The organism is Nocardioides sp. CPCC 206347 (assembly GCF_048654605.1).
GTDB lineage: Bacteria > Actinomycetota > Actinomycetes > Propionibacteriales > Nocardioidaceae > Nocardioides.
Window position 1 is genome coordinate 204,953 of sequence record NZ_JBMCYZ010000003.1, and the last position, 20,530, is coordinate 225,482.

Below are 20,530 nucleotides of genomic sequence, written 5' to 3' on the forward strand. Positions count from 1 at the left end.
GTCCCATCCACTGGAGGCTTCATGTTTGTCCAGGTGCTGAACGGCCTCGCGTTCGGCGTCCTCCTCCTCGTCCTTTCCTCGGGACTGGCGTTGATCTTCGGACTCCGCGGCGTCGTGAACTTCGCTCACGGTGCCATCTACATGCTGGCGGCGTACGTCGCCCTCTCGATCTCTGAACGGACCTCGTTCTGGATCGCCCTCGTCACCGTGCCGATCCTCCTGGCTGTCGCGGGTCTGCTGGTCGACCGCTACGGCCTGCGGTTCCTGGTCGGACGCAGCCCGCTCGACATGGTGCTGCTGACCTTCGGCATCACCTTCGTGGTGGCCGACGTCGTGCAGACGGTGTGGGGCACTGAGGCCCGCACGATCGATCCGCCGGCGGTGCTGGCCGGAACGACCGACCTCGGGTTCGCGACCTACCCGACGTACCGCCTGTTCGTGATCGCGATGGGGCTCCTCGTCTGCGCCGGCCTGATGGCCTGGCTCAAGTTCTCCCGCACCGGTCTCTTCGTGCGTGCTTCGGGCGACGACCGGGTGACCGCGGGAGCGATGGGTGTCAACGTCGACCGGGTCAGTGCCACCGTCGTGGCCCTCGGCTTCGGCCTCGCCGGCCTGGCCGGGGTGCTGGCTGGTCCGTATCTGACGCTGTCGCCCGCCATGGGCACCGAGATCCTGATCACCACCTTCATCGTCGTGGTCGTCGGCGGTCTCGGGAGCATCGGTGGGCCCATGATCGCCGCGCTGCTGATCGGCATGGCCAACGCGCTGGCCACGGTGCAGCTGCCCACGCTCGCCGCGTACGTGCCCTACCTGCTGATGCTCGTGGTGCTGCTCCTGCGACCGCAGGGCATTGCCGGAAGGAGGACGGCGCTGTGATCAGCTCCCTGACCGACATCACCGCTGGCGACGTGGCCGAGCCCATCGCAGTCACTCCGCCGCCGGCTCCCGGCCAGACCGTTGCCGGGACCCTGCGGCACGCCAACCGCTCGGCCCGCTGGCAGGTGCTGGGCTGGCTCGTCCTGGCCGTGGCCGGGCTGGGGGCGCCGTGGTTGATCAGCCTGTACCAGCTGCAGCTGGCACAGCAGGCCATGGTGATGGGCCTGCTCGCCCTCAGCATCGGCTGGTTGCTGCGCCAGACCGGCCAGCTCAGCTTTGGCCACGCTGCCTTCTACGGCATCGCTGGTTACGGCACTGCGTACGTCGCGCAGCATGCCGACCTCCCCATCGGGCTGACCCTGCTCGCCGGAATCGGGGGCGGCACGGTCGCCGCCCTGGTGGTCGGGCTGGTGACGATCCGGGTTCCCGGGATCGCCTTCGCGATGCTCACCCTCGCCATCGGGATGCTCGCCTGGGTGGCCGGTGGACAGCTGCACTCGATCACCCGCGGGGCCGATGGCCTCAACGTCCAGCTCGAAGGCTCACTTCTCGGCAAGGACGTCGTGATGTACGGCAACCCGGTCGAGGCGTGGCCGCTCGTGTGGGGCGTACTGATGATCACCATGGCCGCACTGTGGGTGCTGAGCCGCACCATGTGGGGACGACGGCTCGCCTCGATCCGCGACAACGAGGAGCGGATGCGCTTCTCCGGCTATGCCACCTACTGGCCGAGGGTGGTGGCGTTCACGGTCTCCGGCCTGGTTGCCAGCATCGCCGGCTCCCTCAACCTCGTGACGACCAGCTTCATCTCGCTCACCGCGCTGTTCTGGTCGACCTCCGGACTCGCCCTCATCGTGGCGGTGATCGGTGGCGTGCGCAGCGTGCTCGGCCCGCCCCTCGGTGCCGTGCTCTTCATCCTGCTCCAGAACTACCTCGCGGGCAGTGGCAACCACTACCAGGCAGTGCTGGGCGCCGTCCTGATCGTCGTGGTCCTGGTGGCACCCGGCGGATGCGTCGAGATCCTCGAACGAGGCTTCACGGCCGTCACCTCCCGGTTGCGCGCGCGGCGCGACACACCCGATTCGTCCACCGTCCCGCACTCGACTCGAGGAGGCCGTCGTGCTGAGACTCGATGATCTGACCTTCGCCTACGGCAGCGTCAAGGCCGTCAACCAGGTGTCGCTGGAGGTGGCCGAGGGCTCCATCCACGGACTCATCGGCCCCAACGGTGCCGGCAAGAGCACCTGCATCGACCTGATCTCCGGTCGACTCCGGCCGACCGCCGGAACGGTGCACTTCCAGGGTCGCGACATCACCCGGATGGCGGGGCCGCGTCGCCGCCACATCGGGATCGCCCGTTCCTTCCAGCGGATCAGCGTCTACCCGGAGCTGACCGTTGCCGATCAGCTCGACGTCGCGGCCCACCTGGTGGGGGAGCCTGACGTCGACGCCGTCGTCGCTGCTCTCGCGCTGGGTCCGTGCCTGCCGCACACGCCCGCCGAGATCGGGTACGGCGAGCAGCGTCGCGTCGACATCGCCCTGGCCCTGCTCGGCGCCCCGGCCCTGGTGCTCCTCGACGAACCGGCCGCCGGCCTGTCCCGGGAGGAGAGCATCGCGCTGGCCGATCACCTGGCTGCACTGGTGCGCGAGCGCGGCATGACCGTCGTCCTGGTCGAGCACCACCTCGAGGTGGTCTACCGCGTCTGCGACCGGCTCACCGTGCTGGCCCAGGGTGCCGTGATCGCTGACGGTGACCCGCAACAGGTTCGCCGTGATCCCGAGGTCATGGCGGCATACCTCGGAAGGAGTGCGGCATGAGCGACGTGCTGACCTTCGACGGCGTGCGTGCCTACTACGACGACGCGCTCATCCTCGACGGGCTGTCCTTCGCGGTCGCCGAGGGCGAGTCCTTCGCGCTGCTCGGTCCCAACGGCGTCGGCAAGACCACCAGCCTCAACACGATGTTCGGCATCGCCCACCTCAAGGGCGGGACCATCGCCGTCGGCGGCAAGTCATTGCGCGGCAAGTCCCCTCATGAAGCGGCCTGTCTGGGTGCGGCCCTGGTGCCGCAGGGGCGTTGGATCCTGTCCTCGCTCACCGTCGAGGAGAACCTCCAGATCGGGTCCGCGCCGAACCGGAAGGGACCGTGGGACCTCGCCGCGGTCTACCGGATCTTCCCCGACCTCAAGGAGCGGCGGCGCTCGCTCGGCACGCACCTGAGTGGTGGCCAGCAGCAGATGCTGGCCATCGGACGTGCCCTGATGTCCAACCCGCGTGTGCTGCTCCTGGACGAACCGTCCGAGGGACTCGCGCCGGTGGTCATCGACCTTCTCGGGGACTGCCTCGCTGACCTCAAGGCGGCAGGCACGTCGATGTTGCTCATCGAGCAACGCCTGGACCTCGTCACCCGACTCGCTGACCGGTACGCCGTACTGCTCAAGGGCGAGACGGTCGCCGAGGGCCGCATCGAAGACACCTCGAGCGAGTCGCTTCGCGATCTCGTCGGGGTCTGACCCACGCCACTCCCACTCCTCACCCACCCCTGGCCCGGCCGTCCGGCCGACCTGATTGGAGATCCAGATGAAGAACACACGAGTCTGCCTCGGTGCTGCACTGACCGGGCTGATGATCGTCACCGCGGCCTGTTCGGGAGGGGCGGCGAGCACCAGTGAACAGGATGCCGACGGCCCGATCCGGATCGCGGTCGTCACACCCGAGTCCGGGCCGTACGCCGCCTATGGGGAGGAGCAGCGCGAGGGCATCCAGTTCGCTGCCGACGAGGCCAACGCCAACGGTGGCATCGATGGACACAAGATCGAGCTGGAGTTCGCCGACGACCTCGGGACCGCCGAGGGAGCGCTCGCCGCAACGCAGAAGCTGGTCCAGGAGAAGAACGCACGCTTCGTGATCGGTCTGGTCTCCTCTCCGGAGATGGCTGCGGTCACCCCCAAGCTCGAGGCCTGGGACGCCCTGATGATCGGCACCCAGGGGCAGAGCGACGACCTGACCGGCAAGTCGTGCACGTCGCGATACTTCCGCGTGACTGCCAATGACACCGCGGGGGTCAACACGCTCGCCTATTGGCTCAAGGAGGAGGACGAGTCGCAGTGGGACAGCATCGCGGCCGACTACTCCTTCGGGAAGGACAGCACGGCGGGAGTCGAGAAGACCATCAAGGCGGAGGGGAGCAAGCTGAACGCCAAGCTCTTCTCGCCGCTGGGCACCGCGGACTTCGGCAGCTACCTGAGCCAGCTCAGCGGCAAGGGCGGTCTCGTCGTGTCGCTCGCCGGCGGCGACGCGGTCAACTTCCTCAAGCAGGGCCTCCAGTTCGGCGTCCTCCAGAAGTACGACACCGTGCTGGTCAACACCGGTCTCTCGGTGGCCACCCTCAAGGCTCTCGATGACGAGCGCCTGATCGGTGCGCTCGGCACCAACTCGTGGATGCCCACTGCTGACAACGCCGAGACCAAGGCATTCGTTGCTGCCTACACCGAGAAGAAGGGCCACGCTCCGGCCGAGAATGTGGGCAACGGCTACCTCGGCATGCAGACCCTCTTCGCTGGAGTCGAGGAGGCAGGCAGCATCGCTCCGGGCGACGTCGCGAAGGCCCTCGAAGGCCTGACCTACAACTCGATCCAGGGCGAGGTCACGATGCGCGCCGCGGACCACCAGATCGAGGCGCCGACGTACGTCGGAACCGTCAAGAAGGGTGACGACGGCAAGCTGGCCCTGGTCGCGACCGCCGCGATCCCGGCCTCGGAGAACAACCCGGAGCCCAACCCGGCCTGCCAGCTCGACTGATCCGGGACAGGCTGTGACGAGGGCGGAGGTGACCCGATGAGCATCGATGGTGCGCAGGTGGCACCTCCGCCCGACGCGGTTGACAGCATGGCGCCGCTGCACCCGCTCCGGGTCCCCAAGGCCAGCGACGTGCTGGCGGAGGAACTGGCCGGCCGGATCAGCCGGGGTGAGCTCCGCGAGGGCGACGTCCTCCCACCGGAACGGGAAATGGTCCTGCAGACCGGCCTGAGCCGCACCTCGGTGCGCGAGGCATTGCGGGTGCTCGAGATCCGGGGCTTCGTCGAGATCCGATCAGGCCGCTCGGGCGGTGCCTTCGTGCGCCGCCCGAGCGGCCACGACATCGCCAGCACGGTGCGCCTGGTGGTGCGCGGCACCCAGGTGTCGCTCGCGGCCCTGCTCCAGACCCGGGCCACGATCGAGCCGGCGTGCGCCGGACTCGCCTCGGTACGACACACCGAAGCCGACCTGCTCGCGATGGACGCGACCAACCTCGTGATGGCCGAGGCACAGGACGTCAACCGGTTCCTGCGATCCAACGTCGACTGGCACATGGCCGTGGCCCGGGCCGCTGGCAACGAGCTGCTGTCGGGCCTGATGGAGGCGCTGGCCGAGTTGATCTACGACTCCACCGGCTACGTCGGCAGCGTCGACGGCCACGTTCGGGCGGAGACCTGTCGTGCCCATCAGGCCATCACTGCCGCCATTCGTGCTGGTGACAAGGAGTTGGCCCAGCGACGGATGACAGCCCACGTCGAGGCCTACGTCAATGTGGTCGCCGACGAGATCCCCGTCGGCGAAGGAGTCGTCGGCGGCCTGGACTGGACCGGCCACGCGCACCAGGTGGACCCTCCGACGAACAGGTAGGCCGGGCTGATTCCATGTCCTCTATGTCCGATGCACTTGTATTGCCGAGCCAGCGGGGCGCGGACTCCTTGCTGCCCCCGCCGAGCGCGCGATCGCTGCTGCTGACCCTGGCGGGCGAGATGCTGCCCGACCGTCCGGAGGGCGCGTGGACGACCGCGCTGCTCAAGGTCCTGGGTGGCCTCGGCGTCGAGGACCACGCGGGTCGTCAGGTGTTGGCGCGGTCGGCCGCCTCGGGCTGGCTGGAACGCGAACGGGTCGGACGCGCCGTCCGGTGGCGCCTGGCCGCTCGCGGCCGCGAGCTGGTCGCCGAAGGTGTGCGGCGCTCCGAGACCTACCTCGGGACCGACGACACGTGGGACGGCAGCTGGCTGTTCCTGTGGGTGAGCGTTCCCCAGCAGCAGCGGACCACCCGCAAGCGCCTGTACGGCGGGCTCGACTGGCTCGGCATGGGCAACCCGACCCCCGGCCTGTGGGTCACGCCGCACAACGAACGGGCACCCGAGCTGCGCCGACTGGTCACCGACCTCGGCCTCGAGGACACGGCGGTCGCCATCACTGGCCCCACCGCGGGTGTCGGCCTGACCGACGCCCAGCTGGTGGAGCAGTCCTGGGACCTCAGCGAGCTGGCCGCGCAGTACCGCCGCCTCCTCGATCAGGAGAGCTCCGCGCCGGAGCCGACGGACCCGGACGAGATCCTGCTGACCTATCTCGACCTGCTCAACCTCCAGCAGCGGTTCATGCGGCGAGACCCGCAGCTGCCGGCCACCTTGCTTCCCGAGTGGGTCGGTCACGAAGCGGCCGCGCTCCTGGCTGAGCGGCGGCACGCATGGGAGAAGCAGGCGCACGCCCGCTTCTGGCAGCTCGTCGACGAGTCGGCCTGACTCCGGGGCCTACTGGCTTCAGAGCTTCTGGGCGGACACGGTGCTCACGCAGGCCACCTTGCCGTTGACCCAGCCGGTCACCTCGGTGATCCAGAACGTCCGACCGGCGTGCCTGGTCTCGGCCCGGAAGAGCACCTCCGACCCTGCGGGAATGCCGCGGGTGTGCGCGATGTGGACCGAGCTCGTCGGCAGGTCGACGCCTGCGGCCATGCGGCTCAGGACGGCCGTCACCTCGGACGCGCAGAGCGACACACCGCCGTGCAGCATGTGCCGTGGGTTCTCGAGGTCCGGCGTGATGCTGAGCAGGGTCGTACGCCCGTCGACGGTCTGGAGGCCGATCAGTTCCGCCACGTCCGTTGCGCCCGTGCGTACGTGGTAGCTCGACGGCTCGAGGTCGAAGGGGGTCTCCGGGATCGCACGACCCCGCTGGCGGCACTGCGCGATGCGGACACCGCTGTCGTCAGCCACCCATCCTTCGGTGAACCCCGACACCGTGGTCGCGTGGACGACACGGGCACTCGCCGAGAGTGTGCCGCTGTCGGGAAGCGGGCCGAGCAGGTCCAGCCAGATCTCGGTGCTGACCGACCAAGCGCCGTCGATCAGGCCGTGGATGACCGCATATCCGGTGACGTCGTCGACGAGCACCCCGAGGGCTCCGACCGAGGGACGGCCGTCGGGGCCGAGGTAGGGACGGCCTGTCGGCATCGTGCCGTGCACGCCGTCGGGCCCGAGTGAGACGGCGCCGACGCCGAAGGCAGCCTCGGGGCCGACCGGCAGGACGACGAGCGGTGCCGTGGGTGCGCCGCTCATGCGACCGAGACCCCGCCGTTGACGCTGATCGTCTGGCCGGTGACCCGGGCCGCCGCGGGGCCGCCGAGGAAGACCGCCATCGCGGCGAGATCCTCCGGTTCGGCGACGCCCAGGTGCGCCTGGGTGGCGGCCTTCTCGAACAGTCGCTTGCTGAAGCCGTCGCTGAGGACGTTCGCCGCGGTCGTGGTGCCTGCGATGAGGGAGGGTGTCAGCACGTTCACCCGGACACCGTTGCGCTTGGCCTCGAGGGCGGCCACCTTCGTGAACATCACGATCGCCGCCATCGCCCCGCCGAGAGCAGCCTCGCCGGGCGTCGGTACCTTCGCTGCGTCCGAGGCGATGTTGATGATGCTGCCGCCGCCCTGCTCCTGGAGGTACGGCAGCACGATGCGGGTGAGCAGCATGGGCGGCAGCGCCTGGCCGACGAGGATGGCCTCGAGGTCAGCCGGGTCGGTGCGGTGCAGGAGGTCGGGACGGTAGGCCGCGGTGGTCGAGCTCACCAGCACGTCGAGGCCCCCGAGCAGCTCGTGGGCGCGGCTCACGGTGTCCTCGACCTGTGCCAGCACACCGGCATCGCACGCGAGGAACTCGACCTGGGCATCCGGGCAGTGCTCGGCGACCTGTTGGCGAGCTGCCGCTCCTCGCCCGGAATCCCGCCCGAGGAGCGCGATTCGTCGTACGCCGGCATCGGCGAAGGCGCGGGCGGTGGCCAGGCCGACGCCCGACGTGCCACCCGCGATGAGCACCGCTGAATCGGCGTAGCTTCGGACGAGGGGAGTGGGCATGGCGACCTCCTGTTGATTTCTACAGAAATGGTAACTGAGTTCCCTTGCATGTCTAGTGTTCTGAACCTAACGTAGGCGTGACACAGGTCACTCGACTCGGGCGGGCGACGATCCAGGTGCTGCATTCAGGAGAGACCGATGTTGGAGACTTCCCACTGGCCCGCGGAGCCGGGTGAGGTACGCGCCGTCACGGTGTGCGACCTGCTGCGGCACGCCGCCGAGACGGTGCCCGAGCGCCTTGCGCTCGTGGACTGCGTGGTCGATCCGGCGGAGCGCCGGACCTGGACGTATGCGCAGTTCGTCGGGGACGTGGAGCGCGTCGCGCGCGCCCTGACCCAGCGCTATGAGCCCGGTGAGCGGATCGCGGTCTGGGCGCCGAACAGTGCCGACTGGATCATCCTCCAGCAGGGCGTCGCGATGGCCGGGATGGTCCTCGTCGCCCTCAACCCGGCCTACCGCACCCGGGAGATGGCCTTCGTCCTGAAGCAGTCCGGCGCGCGCGCCGTGTTCTGTGTCGACGACTTCCGTGGCTTCGACATGCGCGCGATGGTCGAGAGCATCCGCGGGGACCTTCCCGAGCTGCACGACGTCCACTCGTTCAGCGACTGGTCGGCATTCCTCGAGAGCGCAGATCCCGCAACCGTGCTGCCGGAGATCGATCCGGAGGACATCATCCAGATCCAGTACACCTCAGGCACCACGGGCTTCCCGAAGGGCGCGATGCTGCACCACATGGGCCTGGTCAACGAGGCCACTTTCGTCGCCGACCGGGCCGCGTTCGACGACGGCGACGTCTACGTCAACGCCATGCCGATGTACCACATCGGCGGCGGCGCGGTGACGTCCTTCGGGGCCTGGGCCCGCCGCGGGACCTTCGTGCTGCTCCCCGGATTCGACCCCGCGCAGCTGCTCGAGGCCTTCGAGTCGTACGGCGGCACGCACACGCTCGTCGTCCCGACGATGTTGATCGCGCTGCTCGACCACCCCGATTCCGCGACCCGCGATCTCACCTCCGTGAAGACCATCCTCAGCGGCGCTGCCTCCGTGCCGGCGGCCCTCGTTCGCCGTACGACGACTCAGCTCGACTGCGGTTTCACGATCCTGTTCGGCCAGACCGAGACGCACGGCGTGATCAGCCAGACCCGCGTCACTGACGCTCCACAGGACCAGGCCGACACCGTCGGCCAGCCGCTTCCCCAGCTCGAGGTGAAGATCGCCGATGCCGAGACGGGGGTGCCGGTCCCCATCGGGGCCGAGGGCGAGATCTGTGTGCGCGGCTACCAGAACATGCGCGGCTACTACGAGATGCCCGCGGAGTCCGCGGACACGATCGATGCCGACGGCTGGCTGCACATGGGCGACGTCGGCTCGATGGACGGACGGGGCTTCCTGAAGGTGACCGGCCGGGTGCGCGACATGATCCTCCGCGGCGGGTTGAACCTCTACCCGGCCGAGATCGAGGCCGTGCTGATCGAGCACCCTGCGATCGAGACCGCTGCCGTGATCGGTGTCCCGGATGCACGGTGGGGCGAGCAGGTGGGCGCCGTGCTGCGCCTGCGCGCCGGCCACGAGCGGCCGACCGTGGCGGAGCTGACGGCGTTCGTCCGCGAGCAGATCGCGCCGCACAAGACGCCGACGTACTGGTCGTTCGTCGACGAGCTGCCGATGACGCCGACCGGCAAGATCCAGAAGTTCCTGCTGCGCGACCAGGCCGCGGCCGGCGCCCTCCAGTTCGACGAGGTGCGCCAGCCTGCGTCCTGAGCCGCGAACGACGACAGCGCGCCCCGTCCGGACCGGACGGGGCGCGTTGTCGTTTGGGGTCAGCCGCCGAGGCGGATGGGCAGTCCCAGGTCCACGCTGGTGGGAGTGCTGGCGCTGGTCAGGGTTCCGTCGCACGAGCCGCACGAGTGCGGCTGGCTGGGACGCGGGAAGAGCTCGTCCGCACCGGCGACGTCGTCCACCACGACACGTCCGCGCTTGTCGGCGTCCCGGGCGAGAAGTGCGGCGCCGTACGCACCGGTGATCTGCGGGTGCGGGGGAACGAGCACCTCGGTGTTGAGCGCGCGGGCCAGGAAGGCCACTGCTGCGGGGTTCTGGGCGACTCCGCCGGTGAGCACCACGGGAGTGTGGCGCCCCACCTGGGCCACCAGTGCGAGGGTTCGCGCCGCGATGGCGCGGTGGACGGACGAAGCGATGTCCGCGATCGGGGCGTCCTGTGCGAGCAGCGACACGATCTCGGTCTCCGCGAAGGTGGCGCACATCGTCGACACTTCGAGGTCGTTGCTCCCGGTCAGGGCCAGTGCGCCGACCTCCTCGAGCGGCACGTCAATGGACTGGGCCAGCACCTCGTAGAACCGGCCGGTTCCGCTTGCGCACCTGTCGTTCATGGCGAACTCCTGCACCAGGCCGTCATCGTCAACGGTGATTGCCTTGGAGTCCTGTCCGCCGATGTCGATCACCAGGCGCACCCCCGGGACCATCGCGGACGTGCCGCGGGCGTGGCAGGTGATCTCGGTGAAGGTCCGCTGCGCGCCCGGCACCAGTCGCCGGCCGTAGCCGGTCGAGATGGTGCCGGACAGGTCGGCGGTGGTGATCCCGGCGGAGGCGAGCGCTTCGTCGACGGCCCTCTGCATGCCGGCCCGCGACACGGCGCCCATGGCGATGGTGCTCGACGACACGATCTCGCCGTCGCCATCGATCACGACGGCCTTGGCCGTCGTCGATCCGAGGTCGACGCCGAGATAGAACGGGCCTGTCGTCATGAGTTCTGCGTCCTCTTGACGTCGATCCCCTCCAGCATCGCGGCGAGCCGGCTCTCGAGGATCTCCTCCTTGTAGAAGGAGGCATCGGCGACGTCGCCCTCGAAGAAGATCGAGGGAATCCCGAGGTTGTTCTGGGCTGATCGGGCCAGCAGGCGCTGCGGTCCGGTGAACGCCCGGCAGGTCCGGGTCGAGTGGAAGACGATGCCGTCGACGCCGTACTCCTCGCAGTCGCGCAGGGTGAGGTAGTCGAGGGTCTTGGTGCCGTGGTTGGTGGGGCACAGCAGGTAGTGCTGGGCCATGCCGAGCAGCGGGTCCTCGGTGTCGATCAGCTGCGGCTCCTGCCAGAAGGCGTTGGTGATGTAGCGGCCGGCGATGACCGCGACGCCGTGCTCGGCGAACTTGCGCGACAGGAACCCGAGCTTGTTCCAGTTCATGATGCCGTCGAAGTACACCCGGTACTTCTCGTTCTCGACGCCGGAGATGCCCTTGTCGACGCGGTCCTGGATCTCGTCGCGAACCGACTGGAAGTAGTCGACGAGCTCCTGGTTGCCGGGCAGGAAGTTGATCGGGGCGATGGCGGAGATCCAGTCCCAGAAGGTCGCCGGCGCCGGCTTGGCCTTGCAGAGCTCGAGGCCTTCGCGGCGCAGCTCGGCGGCCTTCTTGATGTAGGTCATCGACTCGCGCAGCATGTCCCAGTCGAACGGGTTGCCGGTCTTCTCCTCGAGCCACTTGATCAGGTCGAGCAGCTGGTCCCGCACGTAGTGGGACGCGGACTCCCACTCCTCGCCCTTGAGGTAGCCCGAGTCGGGCTTGTTTCCCCACAGGAACGGGTGGGAGATGTTGAAGATCGGCACCTCCTTGTCGAAGACCCGGTACGAGATCTCGTCCCACTGCTGACCGGTGCTGCAACCTGCGTAGTTGTTGACGAAGAAGTCCGGGGCAGGCAGTCGCGCGGCGAGCTCGGCCTGGTCGTGCGCGCCGACCACGCCGGTGTTGATGCCCTCGTCGCCCTGGACGGTCAGGACCGCGCAGCCCAGGTGGGTGCGCGAGTAGGAGCAGAGCTCCGCGTTGTAGCCGTGTTCCGCTCCGGCGAGCTGTGCCGGACCCTCGAGCCCCTGGGCCGCCAGCCGGGCGGCGAACGCCTCGCCGTGGCACCAGGCCAGGCCCGCAGCCTGGAAGATCGGGTTCAAGGCACCGCCGTTGTACCAGACGATCTGCTTGCCTCGCTCGCGTGCGGTGAAGAGGTCGTCCCAGTACTCCGCGACCATGCGGCCGCCCTGGCGGGTGGAGGTGAGGCGGTTCGTGCGGTCGGTCGTGGGGGCGTCGGGGGTGTTCAGGGTGGCGGTCATCAGGACTCCTCGATCGGGTCAGGCGTAGGCAGGACGGTTGCGATGGGTGCGCTCGATCAGCGCCTCGAGCCGGGTGCGGAAGGACTCGAGGGGGATGCCCTCGTGCTCGGTCTCGATGAGGAGCTGGGGAACGCCGGCCTCGTCGAGGGCGCGGCGCAGCTCCGGGTAATAGAGCATGTGCGGCTCGCAGAACTTCGGCATCAGGTGGACGACGGCTTCGGCTCCGCTGCGCTGGACGGCATCGAGGAGCCAGCGGTCCCAGTCGACGTCGTGCTGGACACGGGTCGGGCAGGGCAGTGCCGTGTTGCGGCCGCCGTACCACTGGGCGAGGGCGTCCATCGGGGGAAGCGATTCGTCCATGCCGGTCTGGAGATACCGGCGGCCGGTCCACAGGTCGTCGTCGACGATCACGGCGCCGACCTCCTCGATGACCTCGAGCAGCTCGCGGCGCGGCGCGTGGCACAGGTGGCCGGACAGGTGCACCCGGATCCGGCCGTCGCGGGTCCGGGGCGTGCGGTCGGCGACCACCTGGGCGAGCAGGTCGTGGTGCTCGTCGGGGTCCATGACCTGCGCCGAGGCGACGATGTCCTGCAGCTCGACCGGGCTGAACGAGGTGTCCCCGGCGGTGCGTGCGTCGAAGATCTGGCGCATCAGGTCGCGGTCGCGGTTGAAGGAGCGGATGCTCGCTTGCAGTGCGCTGTCGTCGATGGCCGCTCCAGCGAAGGTCTCCACCTCCTGGCGGAGGTTGCCCATCATCTCCGCCGTCTTCCGGCCGGCCCACGGGTCACTCATGGAGCTGATGAGCTGGCCCAGGAAGACCGGCCGGGTCGGTTCCAGCGCGCGTACGACGTCGGCCGAGCCGAGCAGCTGGATGCAGTGGTCGGCGACGAACAGGGCGTCGTACAGGTCGAAGCGGCCGGTGGCGGCCTGGTCGGCGAGGTTGCGGGTGTAGCCGCAGTAGAACTCCGGCAGGAACGCCCGGCCCTCGGTCACCGGCTCCTGGTCGTCGGGAACGATCACCGCGAGTACGCCGGCGGCGTGGGCGAGCTCGCGCGGGAAGTTCATCGGCAGGACCCCGAGCACCTTGCGGTCCGGGTGCGCAGCTCGCCAGGACTGGATGTGGCTTCGTGGGTCGCGGGCGACGGCCCGCAATGCCTCCAGTGCTGTGGTTCCGGCGCTCATCTGGGTGTCACTCCTGAGATTCATGTTTGACGGATCTGGATATTCAGTCACCATGAGTGTAGAACATGAGGACAAGGTTCGTGAACCCCTGAGGAGCAATGAATGAGCATCAACGCAGGCCCCATCAGCAACCGCTGGACCCGTCTCGTCGGCGTCCAGCACCCGATCGTGCAGGAGGGTCTCGGGCCGTTCCGGACCCCGCGACTCGCAGCTGCGGTGTCCAACGCCGGTGGTCTCGGCACGGTCTCCATGCCCGGCATGCCCGAGGACATCGAGAGCGGGGCGCGGACGTTCCGCGAGCACATCGAGGAGTGCGCGTCGCTGACGGACCGACCGTTCGCCGTCAACATCCCCGTCGGCGTCGATGCGGCTGGCAAGGTCCTCCCCTTCACCGACAGCTACATCCGGATGGTGCTCGAGGCGCGACGCAACGACAGTGAGATCGCTCGTCGGCTCACCGTGATGACGACCTCAGCGGGTTTCCCCGGCGACTACATCGCGATGATCAAGGACGCCGGGATGATCCATCAGCACAAGGTGGGTGCGACCCGGCAGGCCGTGAAGGCAGCAGAGGCCGGTGTCGACGTCGTCATCGCAGCGGGATTCGAGATGGGTGGCCACGCGCCGGCGGCCAAGGTCCACACCTACGTGCTCGTGCCGAGCATCACCGAGGCTGTCGACGTACCGGTCCTGCTCACCGGGGGTGCCCGCGACGGGCGTGGACTGGCGGCTGCGCTCGCCATGGGTGCGGACGGCGTCGCGATGGGGACCCGCTTCATCACCAGCACGGCGAATTCGGACTGGCACCCGGACTACATCCAGGCCCTGCTCGACGCGAAGGAAGGTGACGACGTCGCCTTCGACGGTGTCTACGGACCGTGCCGCGGCCTGCGCAACGCGGCGTCCGAGGAGTTGCTCGCCCACGGAGACAGCGACGCTCCCGCCGATCCGGTCGCCATGGTCCGGTGGAAGATCGAGTCGATGCAGCGCGCGCAGACGACCGGCGACACCGTCAACAGCCTGGTCATGACCGGACAGGTGGCCTCGGCGATCAACGAGCTCGTCGACGTCGCCGAGTTCGTCCCGCGGATGGCGCAGGAGGCGGCCGACGTCCTTCAGGGCCTTGTCGCCTCGCTGCAGGTGCCCGTGGCGGTCGGGGTCTGAACAGCACGGAGCGCCTCCCCGGAGACGGGGAGGCGCTCTGCGTTCGAACTCAGAAGATCGCCTTGGCGATGATCTCCCGCTGGATCTCGTTGGTGCCGCCGAAGATCGGCGGGGCCAGGGCACGACGGACCTGGAACTCCATGCCGTACTCGCGCGTGTAGCCGGCGCCCCCCATCAGCTGCATGCCCTCGAGGGCAGCCGCCTTCGCGACCTCCGTGGCGCGCATCTTGGCCATGGCGGAGGCCGAGGCGAGCTCGTCCTCCTGGCCGTCGTCGATCGCCTGGGCGATGTCGTAGATGAACGCGCGTGTGGTGGCGATGTCGGTGGCGAGGTCCGCCACCCGGTGCCGGAGCGCCTGGAAGGAGGCGATCGACTGGCCGAACGCCTCACGCTCGCGCATGTACGCGACCGCATCGTCCAGCGAGCGTCGTGCAGCACCGATGCTGAACGCCGCGATGATCATTCGTTCCACGCTCAGGCCACGCATCAGGTGCTTCCACCCCTGTCCGGCCTCGCCGACGACCGCCGACACCGGAACCCGGACGTCGGTGAAGAAGACGTCGTTGCAGGTGCGTGCCTCCATGGTCCGCACCTCGCGCATCTCGATGCCCGGGGTGTCGCACGGAACCATCAGCAGGGTCAGCCCGGTGTGCTTGGGGCCGGAGGAGTCCTCGCGGACGAGCACGAGCATGTGCTCGGCCACATGGGCCACGGAGATCCACGTCTTCTGGCCGTTGATGACGTACTCGTCCCCGTCGCGAGTGGCCTTGCAGGTGACGGCGCCGAGGTCCGAGCCGGTGCCCGGCTCGGAGAGTGCGATCGCCTCGACCTTGCCCGAGGCGAGGTTGGTGACGATCGTCTTCTTCTGCTCCTCGTTGCCCCACTTGAGGTACGTCTGAGCGGCCGTCAGCCCTGTCGTGTAGGCGAGGAGGCCAGGGATGAGGCCACGGTGCGCCTCCTCGATGAACACACACTCGTCGACGAAACCGGCACCACCGCCGCCGTACTCCTCAGGCAGCGAGACGCCGAGCCAACCGAGCTTCGCCATCTTGGCGAGCAGTTCGAAACTGGTCGCGTTGGTCTCGTTGTCGGTGAGGGCATCACGCTGCGCGAGGGTGCCGCACTCACGTTCGCTGAAGTTGTGGACGTGCTCGGCGAACTCGAGGCGGTCGCTGTCCAACCTCATCGCGGGCGCTCAGTTTCCGCGGTACTGCGAGAAGTCAGGCTTGCGCTTCTCGTTGAACGCGGTGATGCCCTCCTTGGCCTCGGGGGTCTCGCCGAAGAGCTTGAGGGTGGTGACCGCGGACTGGCCGAGGGCGACGAAGTGCTCGGTGTCCTGGTTGAACGACTGCTTGAGCACCTTGAGTGCAGTGGGGGAGAAGGAGTTCATGTTGTCGGCCCACGCGCGGACCTCGTCCTTGAGGTCGGCGGCCGGGACGACCTTGTTGACCAGGCCCCAGTCCAGCGCCTCTTCGGCGCTGAGGCGACGGAGCATGAACCAGATCTCGCGGGCGCGCTTCTCGCCGACGACGCGCGCGAGGTAACCCGAGCCGAGGCCGGCGTCGAAGCTTCCGACGCGGGGACCGTTCTGGCCGAAGCTGGCGGTGTCCGCGGCGATGGTGAGGTCCGCGAGGACGTGCAGGACGTGGCCGCCGCCGATGGCGAGGCCGTTGACGGCTGCGATCACCGGCTTGGGGACGTCACGCATCACGCGGTGGAGGGCCTCGACCTCGAACAGGCCGCTCACCGACGGGCCGTAGTCACCGGTCTCCATCCGCTGCTTCTGGTCGCCGCCGGCGCAGAACGCCTTGTCGCCCGCGCCGGTCAGGCAGATGGTGCCGACCTCGTTGCTCGCCCAGGCCCGCTTGAAGGCGAGGACGAGCTCGTCGACGGTCTGCGCGCGGAACGCGTTGAACCGGTCGGGGCGGTTGATGGTGATCCAGGCGAGGCCGTTCTCGACCTCGTAGGTGATGTCGGTGAAGTTGTCCATGGTGGCGGTCCTTCTCGTCGATTGCCGTCGGCGGCAGTTTCGGGGGTCGGCTTTGGCCTGACCATTTGTAACAATAGGCCTGTAAACGATCGTTCACAAGCCCCGACGCGTTGGAATTCCGCGGTCTTACGTCCGGGCCGTGCGCCGGATTCCCATCGCGCCCGACAACGGGAGTGGCCAGGAGAGTCCGGCGCCCTGCCTGATCAAGGCGTCCATCCGGGCGGCGACGTCCTCCGGGAACTCCGCCGGCCGGCGGGTGTCCATGCCCACACCGACCAGGAGGATCTCGACCGTGCACGACAAGGCCTCGGCTTCTCGGTCGAGGATGAGTGACAGCAGGTGTGCGGCCCGTGCCGAGCGGTCGACGAGCGTCGTGTGCACGGTGAACCTCCCGCCCTCGTGCATCTCGGTGAAGTAGCGGATGTGGTGCTCGGCGGTGAACACACCGAGGCGCCGCTCTGCGCGGTAGGCGTCGTCGATCCCGATCTGGCGGCACAGGTGGTCGGCGCTCAGGGCGCCGGCGTCGAGGTAGTGCCGGATGTTCATGTGGCCGTTGAGATCGATGAAGTCGGGCGTGACCTCGCCTTCCAGCAGCGCAGGCAGTTCGCGGACTTCGTCGTACGACGGCAAGGCGGTGGTGCTCATCCCTGCAACCTAGAACGTGGCTGTGCCCGTTGGCGCGCCGAGCGGGCCGCATCACTGTGGACCGCGACAGCCGCCGGGTGACTCCTTCTTTGACCCCGGCGCCGCGTTGGCCCACGGTGGGGCCATGACGCTGGAGATCACTGTTGCCGAACTCGCCGAAGCCAAGGACCTGGACCTGGGTTCCTCTCCGTGGCAGCGGCTCGAGCAGGAACGCATCGACACCTTCGCCACCGCGACCGATGACCACCAGTGGATCCACGTCGACGCCGAGCGTGCCGCCGAGGGGCCGTTCGGCAAGACCATCGCGCACGGCTATCTCACGCTCTCGCTGGTGCCGTCGATGCTGAAGAAGCTGATGGTCATCACCGACCACGGCCGCGGCACGAACTACGGCCTCGACAAGGTGCGGTTCACCGCAGCGGTGCCCGTCGATGCGGAGATCCGGCTGACCGCGTCGATCCCCGAAGGCGTACGTCGAGAGGACGGCGGTGTCCAGTACCGCGTCGCGCTGAAGGTGGAGGTCAACGGCCAGGATCGCCCTGCGATGGTCGGGGAGTCGATCTACCTGACCTATCCGAGAGACTGATCGCTCGCAGCCAGCGTGAGGGAAGCCTCGCCGTGCTGCTGCCCCTGGCGGTCGAGGAAGCGCTCGCGCGTGACCAGGTAGACCGGGAACGCCATCGAGACGCCGATGTAGGACAGCACGACGAAGAACCAGCCCCACTTCTGTCCCAGGCCGATGCGCACGCTGTCGGTGACGACCCAGACCATGAAGACCGCCCACGCGATCAGCATGTCGATGCTGAGGAAGGCTGCGGTCCCTCCGGCGTCGATGGCATCGCCGAAGAAGTCGAGCGGGTTCAGGATGTTGCCGCCGTCGTCCATCCAGTCGAAGGCGTGCGGCCAGGTCAGCACGAGGGCGACGATTCCGGCAATGAGATACGCCGCGTGGCGGAGGTTCGTGGTCATGTCGGCCACGCTACGAAGAGCGCCGAGGTGTCGAATCAGCCCGCGGGGGTGGAGCGCTCCGCCTTTCGGTCCATCCTCAGCGGCGGAAGGCCTCGATGATGGCGAAGGTGTTCTCGCGAACCCGCTCCGCGGCCATGGTGAAGCTGGGCGAGTAGAGCGCTGCGTGGTCGTAGCGCTTCTCCAGCAGTGCGACGCGGTCGCGCACCTCGTCGAGGGTGCCGGCGGCCGCCATCTCGTCGAGCATCCGGTCGGAAACCGCAGCGATCATCGCCTCGTGGTCCTTGGCACGGAACGCCGCCTGGATCGCCACCGCCTCGTCGCCGAAGCCGGACGCCTCCATCACCGGGCCGTAGGCCTTCGGTGCAATGTAGAACGCGAGCTGCGCTGCGGCTTCGCGCCGGGCAACGGCTGGGTCGTCGTGGATCGAGGTGATGATGACGCCCTTGAGGTGGACGTCGGCCGCGTTGCGGCCCGTCACCTGCGCCCCCTTCTCGATGGCCGGGCGCGCGATCTCGTCGAGGTACTGGTCGGTGAGCGTCGGGTGGCAGATCAACCCGTCGGACACGCGGCCCGCGACCTCGATCATCCGTGCGTTGACCCCGGCCGTGTAGATCGGGATCTCGGGCCGCAGGGGCGCTTCGATGTCGGCGGTCGGGGTGATGTCGCAGGTGTAGAAGCGGCCCTCGTGCTTGACCGGACCCTCGTGCAGCTTCCACAGCCGGCGCAGCAGGGGAATGAGCTCCTCCATGCGGCTGGCAGGTCCGTCGGGGTCGGTGACGCCGTGCCACCCGACCATCATGCCGCGGGTCCCGGTGCCGAGGCCGAGGGTGAGCCGGCCGCCGCTCATCTCGTCGAGGAAGCGCGCGTCATTGGCGAGCACCAGCGGCGAGCGGCCGACGGCGTACGCAATCGCGGTGCCGACGCCGATCTTCTCCGTCGCAGCCGCCATCGCGGCCACCGACACCACGGCAGAGCGGTTGAGGAACTCGCCGGACCATGCGCCGTCGAATCCGGCCTGGTCGGCTGCCTTGGTGATTTCCACCGTCTCCGCCAGCCCTCCGGCCAGCACGGTGATGCCTCGTGTCGTCACGTCCTCACTGTCGTGCAGGTGTCGATCCGTGGCAACGCCGACGGCTGCCCGGCGATGGAGATCTCGCCACCCGGAGCCCCCGAACGAGACACCTCGGCCACTTCTCGCGGGCCCAACGGCACATGGCGATCTGCCTGAAGGGGGATGCCCGGCCAATGTGACGGAGGAAACACTTCGAAGAGTTCCTGGAGCGGCGGTGGGCCGCCCGGCATCCGCACACTCTCGAGCACCTCACGAAGGGATCAGCCATGCAGATCAAGGCAGCCGTCATTCACGAGATCGGTGGCGACTTCGTCATCGAGGACGTCGAGATCGGCGACCCGCAGTCCGGCGAGGTCCTCGTCGAGATCGCCTCCGTCGGCCTGTGCCACACCGACGTTGCCGCGCAGCACGGGCACCTGCCCTTCCCGATGCCCGGCGTCGTGGGCCACGAAGGTGCCGGCGTCGTGAAGGCGATCGGTGACGGTGTCACGAAGGTCGCCGTCGGCGACAAGGTCGCCATGTCGTTCAACAACTGTGGCGAGTGTGCGTCCTGCAAGAAGGGCGAGCCCGGCTACTGCGCCAGCTTCATGGCCCTCAACTTCGGCGGCGTCCGCCCCGACGGCACCTCTGCGTTGTCCCAGGGCGGCGCGCCGCTCGGTAGCAACTTCTTCGGCCAGTCGTCCTTCGCCACGGCCGCGATCGCCAACCAGCGCAACGTCGTGAAGCTGGCCGACGACGCGGACCTCAGCATCGTCGGACCGCTCGGCTGCGGCGTGCAGACAGGTGCCGGTGCGGTGATGAACAGCTTCGACGCCCAGGCGGGCGAGGCACTCCTCGTCATGGGCGGCGGTTCGGTCGGCCTCTCGGGCGCCCTGGCCGCCGTCGCCCGCAACCTGAGCACCATCATCGTCGTGGAGCCGGTGGCTGCCCGCCGCGAGCTGGCTCTCGAGCTCGGCGCCACGCACGCCATCGACCCCGCCGCCGGTCCGGTCTCCGAGCAGGTCCGCGCGATCATCCCCGCGGGCGTCGACTACGTCCTCGACACCACGGCCAACGTCGCCGTACTCGGTGAGGCCTTCGCGTCGCTGGGCTACCGCGGCACGATCGGCCTGATCGGTGTTCCGGCCGACCCCGAAGCCGTCATGTTCGTTCCGATGATGGGCGCGCAGGTGCTCGGCGCCAAGGTGATCGGCATCGTCGAGGGCGACTCCAACCCGGACGAGTTCATCCCCGAGCTCCTCGCTCTGCACTCCGCAGGCAAGTTCCCGTTCGACCGCCTGATCACCAAGCGGCCGTTCAGCGAGCTCAACGAGGCCATCGCGGCCCAGCACGCAGGTGAGGGCATCAAGATCGTCCTCACCCACGGCTGACCCCCCATCC

General features: G+C 68.6%; 21 protein-coding genes. 11 read left to right on the forward strand and 10 right to left on the reverse strand.

What is annotated here, in order from left to right; translation table 11 throughout:
• Positions 1–21: 21 nt before the first annotated feature.
• The 7 genes from ACOACQ_RS12630 (at position 22) to ACOACQ_RS12660 (ending at position 6,422) form a co-directional block, all read left to right on the forward strand.
• Positions 22–876 (forward strand): branched-chain amino acid ABC transporter permease, encoded by an 855-nt coding sequence (locus ACOACQ_RS12630; RefSeq protein WP_378607257.1) that lies wholly within the window; start codon positions 22–24, stop codon positions 874–876.
• Positions 873–2,012 (forward strand): branched-chain amino acid ABC transporter permease, encoded by a 1,140-nt coding sequence (locus ACOACQ_RS12635; protein WP_420288398.1) that lies wholly within the window; start codon positions 873–875, stop codon positions 2,010–2,012. Before ACOACQ_RS12630 ends, ACOACQ_RS12635 begins: the two co-directional genes overlap by 4 nt.
• Entirely contained in the window at positions 1,996–2,694 is a 699-nt protein-coding gene (locus ACOACQ_RS12640; RefSeq protein WP_378607262.1) for an ABC transporter ATP-binding protein, read from the forward strand. Before ACOACQ_RS12635 ends, ACOACQ_RS12640 begins: the two co-directional genes overlap by 17 nt.
• Positions 2,691–3,389 (forward strand): ABC transporter ATP-binding protein, encoded by a 699-nt coding sequence (locus tag ACOACQ_RS12645; RefSeq protein ID WP_378607265.1) that lies wholly within the window; start codon positions 2,691–2,693, stop codon positions 3,387–3,389. The genes ACOACQ_RS12640 and ACOACQ_RS12645 overlap by 4 nt, the downstream gene beginning before the upstream one ends.
• Positions 3,390–3,456: 67 nt before the next feature.
• Positions 3,457–4,677, forward strand: a complete 1,221-nt coding sequence (locus ACOACQ_RS12650; RefSeq protein WP_420288399.1) for an ABC transporter substrate-binding protein — start codon at positions 3,457–3,459, stop codon at positions 4,675–4,677.
• Positions 4,678–4,713: 36 nt separating this feature from the next.
• A complete protein-coding gene (locus tag ACOACQ_RS12655) occupies positions 4,714–5,541 on the forward strand; it encodes a FadR/GntR family transcriptional regulator (RefSeq protein ID WP_378607271.1) in 828 nt (275 codons plus the stop codon).
• Between the two features lie 23 nt (positions 5,542–5,564).
• Positions 5,565–6,422: a PaaX family transcriptional regulator C-terminal domain-containing protein gene (locus tag ACOACQ_RS12660; RefSeq protein WP_378607274.1), complete on the forward strand. Its 858-nt coding sequence runs from the start codon at positions 5,565–5,567 to the stop codon at positions 6,420–6,422.
• 18 nt (positions 6,423–6,440) lie between these two features.
• Here ACOACQ_RS12660 and ACOACQ_RS12665 read toward each other — a convergent pair whose 3' ends face one another.
• Positions 6,441–7,232 (reverse strand): PaaI family thioesterase, encoded by a 792-nt coding sequence (locus ACOACQ_RS12665; RefSeq protein ID WP_420288400.1) that lies wholly within the window; start codon positions 7,230–7,232, stop codon positions 6,441–6,443.
• Positions 7,229–8,017 carry an SDR family NAD(P)-dependent oxidoreductase gene (locus ACOACQ_RS12670; protein ID WP_378607280.1) on the reverse strand — a complete coding sequence of 263 codons (789 nt, stop codon included), beginning with the start codon at positions 8,015–8,017 and terminating at the stop codon, positions 7,229–7,231. Before ACOACQ_RS12670 ends, ACOACQ_RS12665 begins: the two co-directional genes overlap by 4 nt.
• Before the next feature lie 138 nt (positions 8,018–8,155).
• On the opposite strand from ACOACQ_RS12670, the gene ACOACQ_RS12675 reads away from it, so the two are divergent.
• Positions 8,156–9,778, forward strand: a complete 1,623-nt coding sequence (locus tag ACOACQ_RS12675; protein WP_420288401.1) for an AMP-binding protein — start codon at positions 8,156–8,158, stop codon at positions 9,776–9,778.
• 59 nt (positions 9,779–9,837) lie between these two features.
• On the opposite strand, the gene ACOACQ_RS12680 is transcribed toward ACOACQ_RS12675, so the two are convergent.
• From ACOACQ_RS12680 to ACOACQ_RS12690, 3 genes are read right to left on the reverse strand one after another with little or no spacing between them, the layout of a single operon-like run.
• Positions 9,838–10,779 carry an acyl-CoA dehydratase activase gene (locus ACOACQ_RS12680; RefSeq protein WP_420288402.1) on the reverse strand — a complete coding sequence of 314 codons (942 nt, stop codon included), beginning with the start codon at positions 10,777–10,779 and terminating at the stop codon, positions 9,838–9,840.
• Positions 10,776–12,128 carry a 2-hydroxyacyl-CoA dehydratase subunit D gene (locus ACOACQ_RS12685; RefSeq protein ID WP_378607289.1) on the reverse strand — a complete coding sequence of 451 codons (1,353 nt, stop codon included), beginning with the start codon at positions 12,126–12,128 and terminating at the stop codon, positions 10,776–10,778. The genes ACOACQ_RS12680 and ACOACQ_RS12685 overlap by 4 nt, the downstream gene beginning before the upstream one ends.
• Before the next feature lie 18 nt (positions 12,129–12,146).
• Positions 12,147–13,310: a 2-hydroxyacyl-CoA dehydratase subunit D gene (locus ACOACQ_RS12690; protein ID WP_378607292.1), complete on the reverse strand. Its 1,164-nt coding sequence runs from the start codon at positions 13,308–13,310 to the stop codon at positions 12,147–12,149.
• Positions 13,311–13,412: 102 nt separating this feature from the next.
• On the opposite strand from ACOACQ_RS12690, the gene ACOACQ_RS12695 reads away from it, so the two are divergent.
• Complete coding sequence (locus ACOACQ_RS12695) at positions 13,413–14,474, forward strand: NAD(P)H-dependent flavin oxidoreductase (RefSeq protein ID WP_378607295.1); 1,062 nt, start codon at positions 13,413–13,415, stop codon at positions 14,472–14,474.
• 49 nt (positions 14,475–14,523) lie between these two features.
• Here the strand turns inward: ACOACQ_RS12695 and ACOACQ_RS12700 are convergent, their stop codons facing one another.
• The 3 genes from ACOACQ_RS12700 to ACOACQ_RS12710 form a co-directional block, all read right to left on the reverse strand.
• Positions 14,524–15,660, reverse strand: a complete 1,137-nt coding sequence (locus ACOACQ_RS12700; RefSeq protein ID WP_378607298.1) for an acyl-CoA dehydrogenase family protein — start codon at positions 15,658–15,660, stop codon at positions 14,524–14,526.
• A gap of 9 nt (positions 15,661–15,669) precedes the next feature.
• Positions 15,670–16,464 carry an enoyl-CoA hydratase-related protein gene (locus ACOACQ_RS12705; RefSeq protein WP_378607301.1) on the reverse strand — a complete coding sequence of 265 codons (795 nt, stop codon included), beginning with the start codon at positions 16,462–16,464 and terminating at the stop codon, positions 15,670–15,672.
• A gap of 126 nt (positions 16,465–16,590) precedes the next feature.
• Entirely contained in the window at positions 16,591–17,109 is a 519-nt protein-coding gene (locus ACOACQ_RS12710) for a thioesterase family protein (protein WP_378607304.1), read from the reverse strand.
• A gap of 124 nt (positions 17,110–17,233) precedes the next feature.
• Here ACOACQ_RS12710 and ACOACQ_RS12715 point away from each other — a divergent pair, with 124 nt between their 5' ends.
• On the forward strand, positions 17,234–17,695 hold the full coding sequence (locus ACOACQ_RS12715; protein ID WP_378607307.1) for a MaoC family dehydratase: 462 nt from the start codon (positions 17,234–17,236) through the stop codon (positions 17,693–17,695).
• Here ACOACQ_RS12715 and ACOACQ_RS12720 read toward each other — a convergent pair.
• On the reverse strand, positions 17,680–18,078 hold the full coding sequence (locus ACOACQ_RS12720) for a DUF2834 domain-containing protein (RefSeq protein WP_378607310.1): 399 nt from the start codon (positions 18,076–18,078) through the stop codon (positions 17,680–17,682). The two genes, ACOACQ_RS12715 and ACOACQ_RS12720, sit on opposite strands and share 16 nt — an antisense overlap.
• 76 nt (positions 18,079–18,154) lie before the next feature.
• The gene (locus tag ACOACQ_RS12725; RefSeq protein WP_420288403.1) at positions 18,155–19,168 is read right to left on the reverse strand and encodes an LLM class flavin-dependent oxidoreductase; all 1,014 of its coding nucleotides are present in this window, start codon (positions 19,166–19,168) and stop codon (positions 18,155–18,157) included.
• Between the two features lie 248 nt (positions 19,169–19,416).
• Between ACOACQ_RS12725 and ACOACQ_RS12730 the strand changes: the two genes are divergently transcribed.
• The gene (locus ACOACQ_RS12730) at positions 19,417–20,520 is read left to right on the forward strand and encodes an NAD(P)-dependent alcohol dehydrogenase (RefSeq protein WP_378607315.1); all 1,104 of its coding nucleotides are present in this window, start codon (positions 19,417–19,419) and stop codon (positions 20,518–20,520) included.
• The last annotated feature ends 10 nt before the right edge of the window (positions 20,521–20,530 follow it).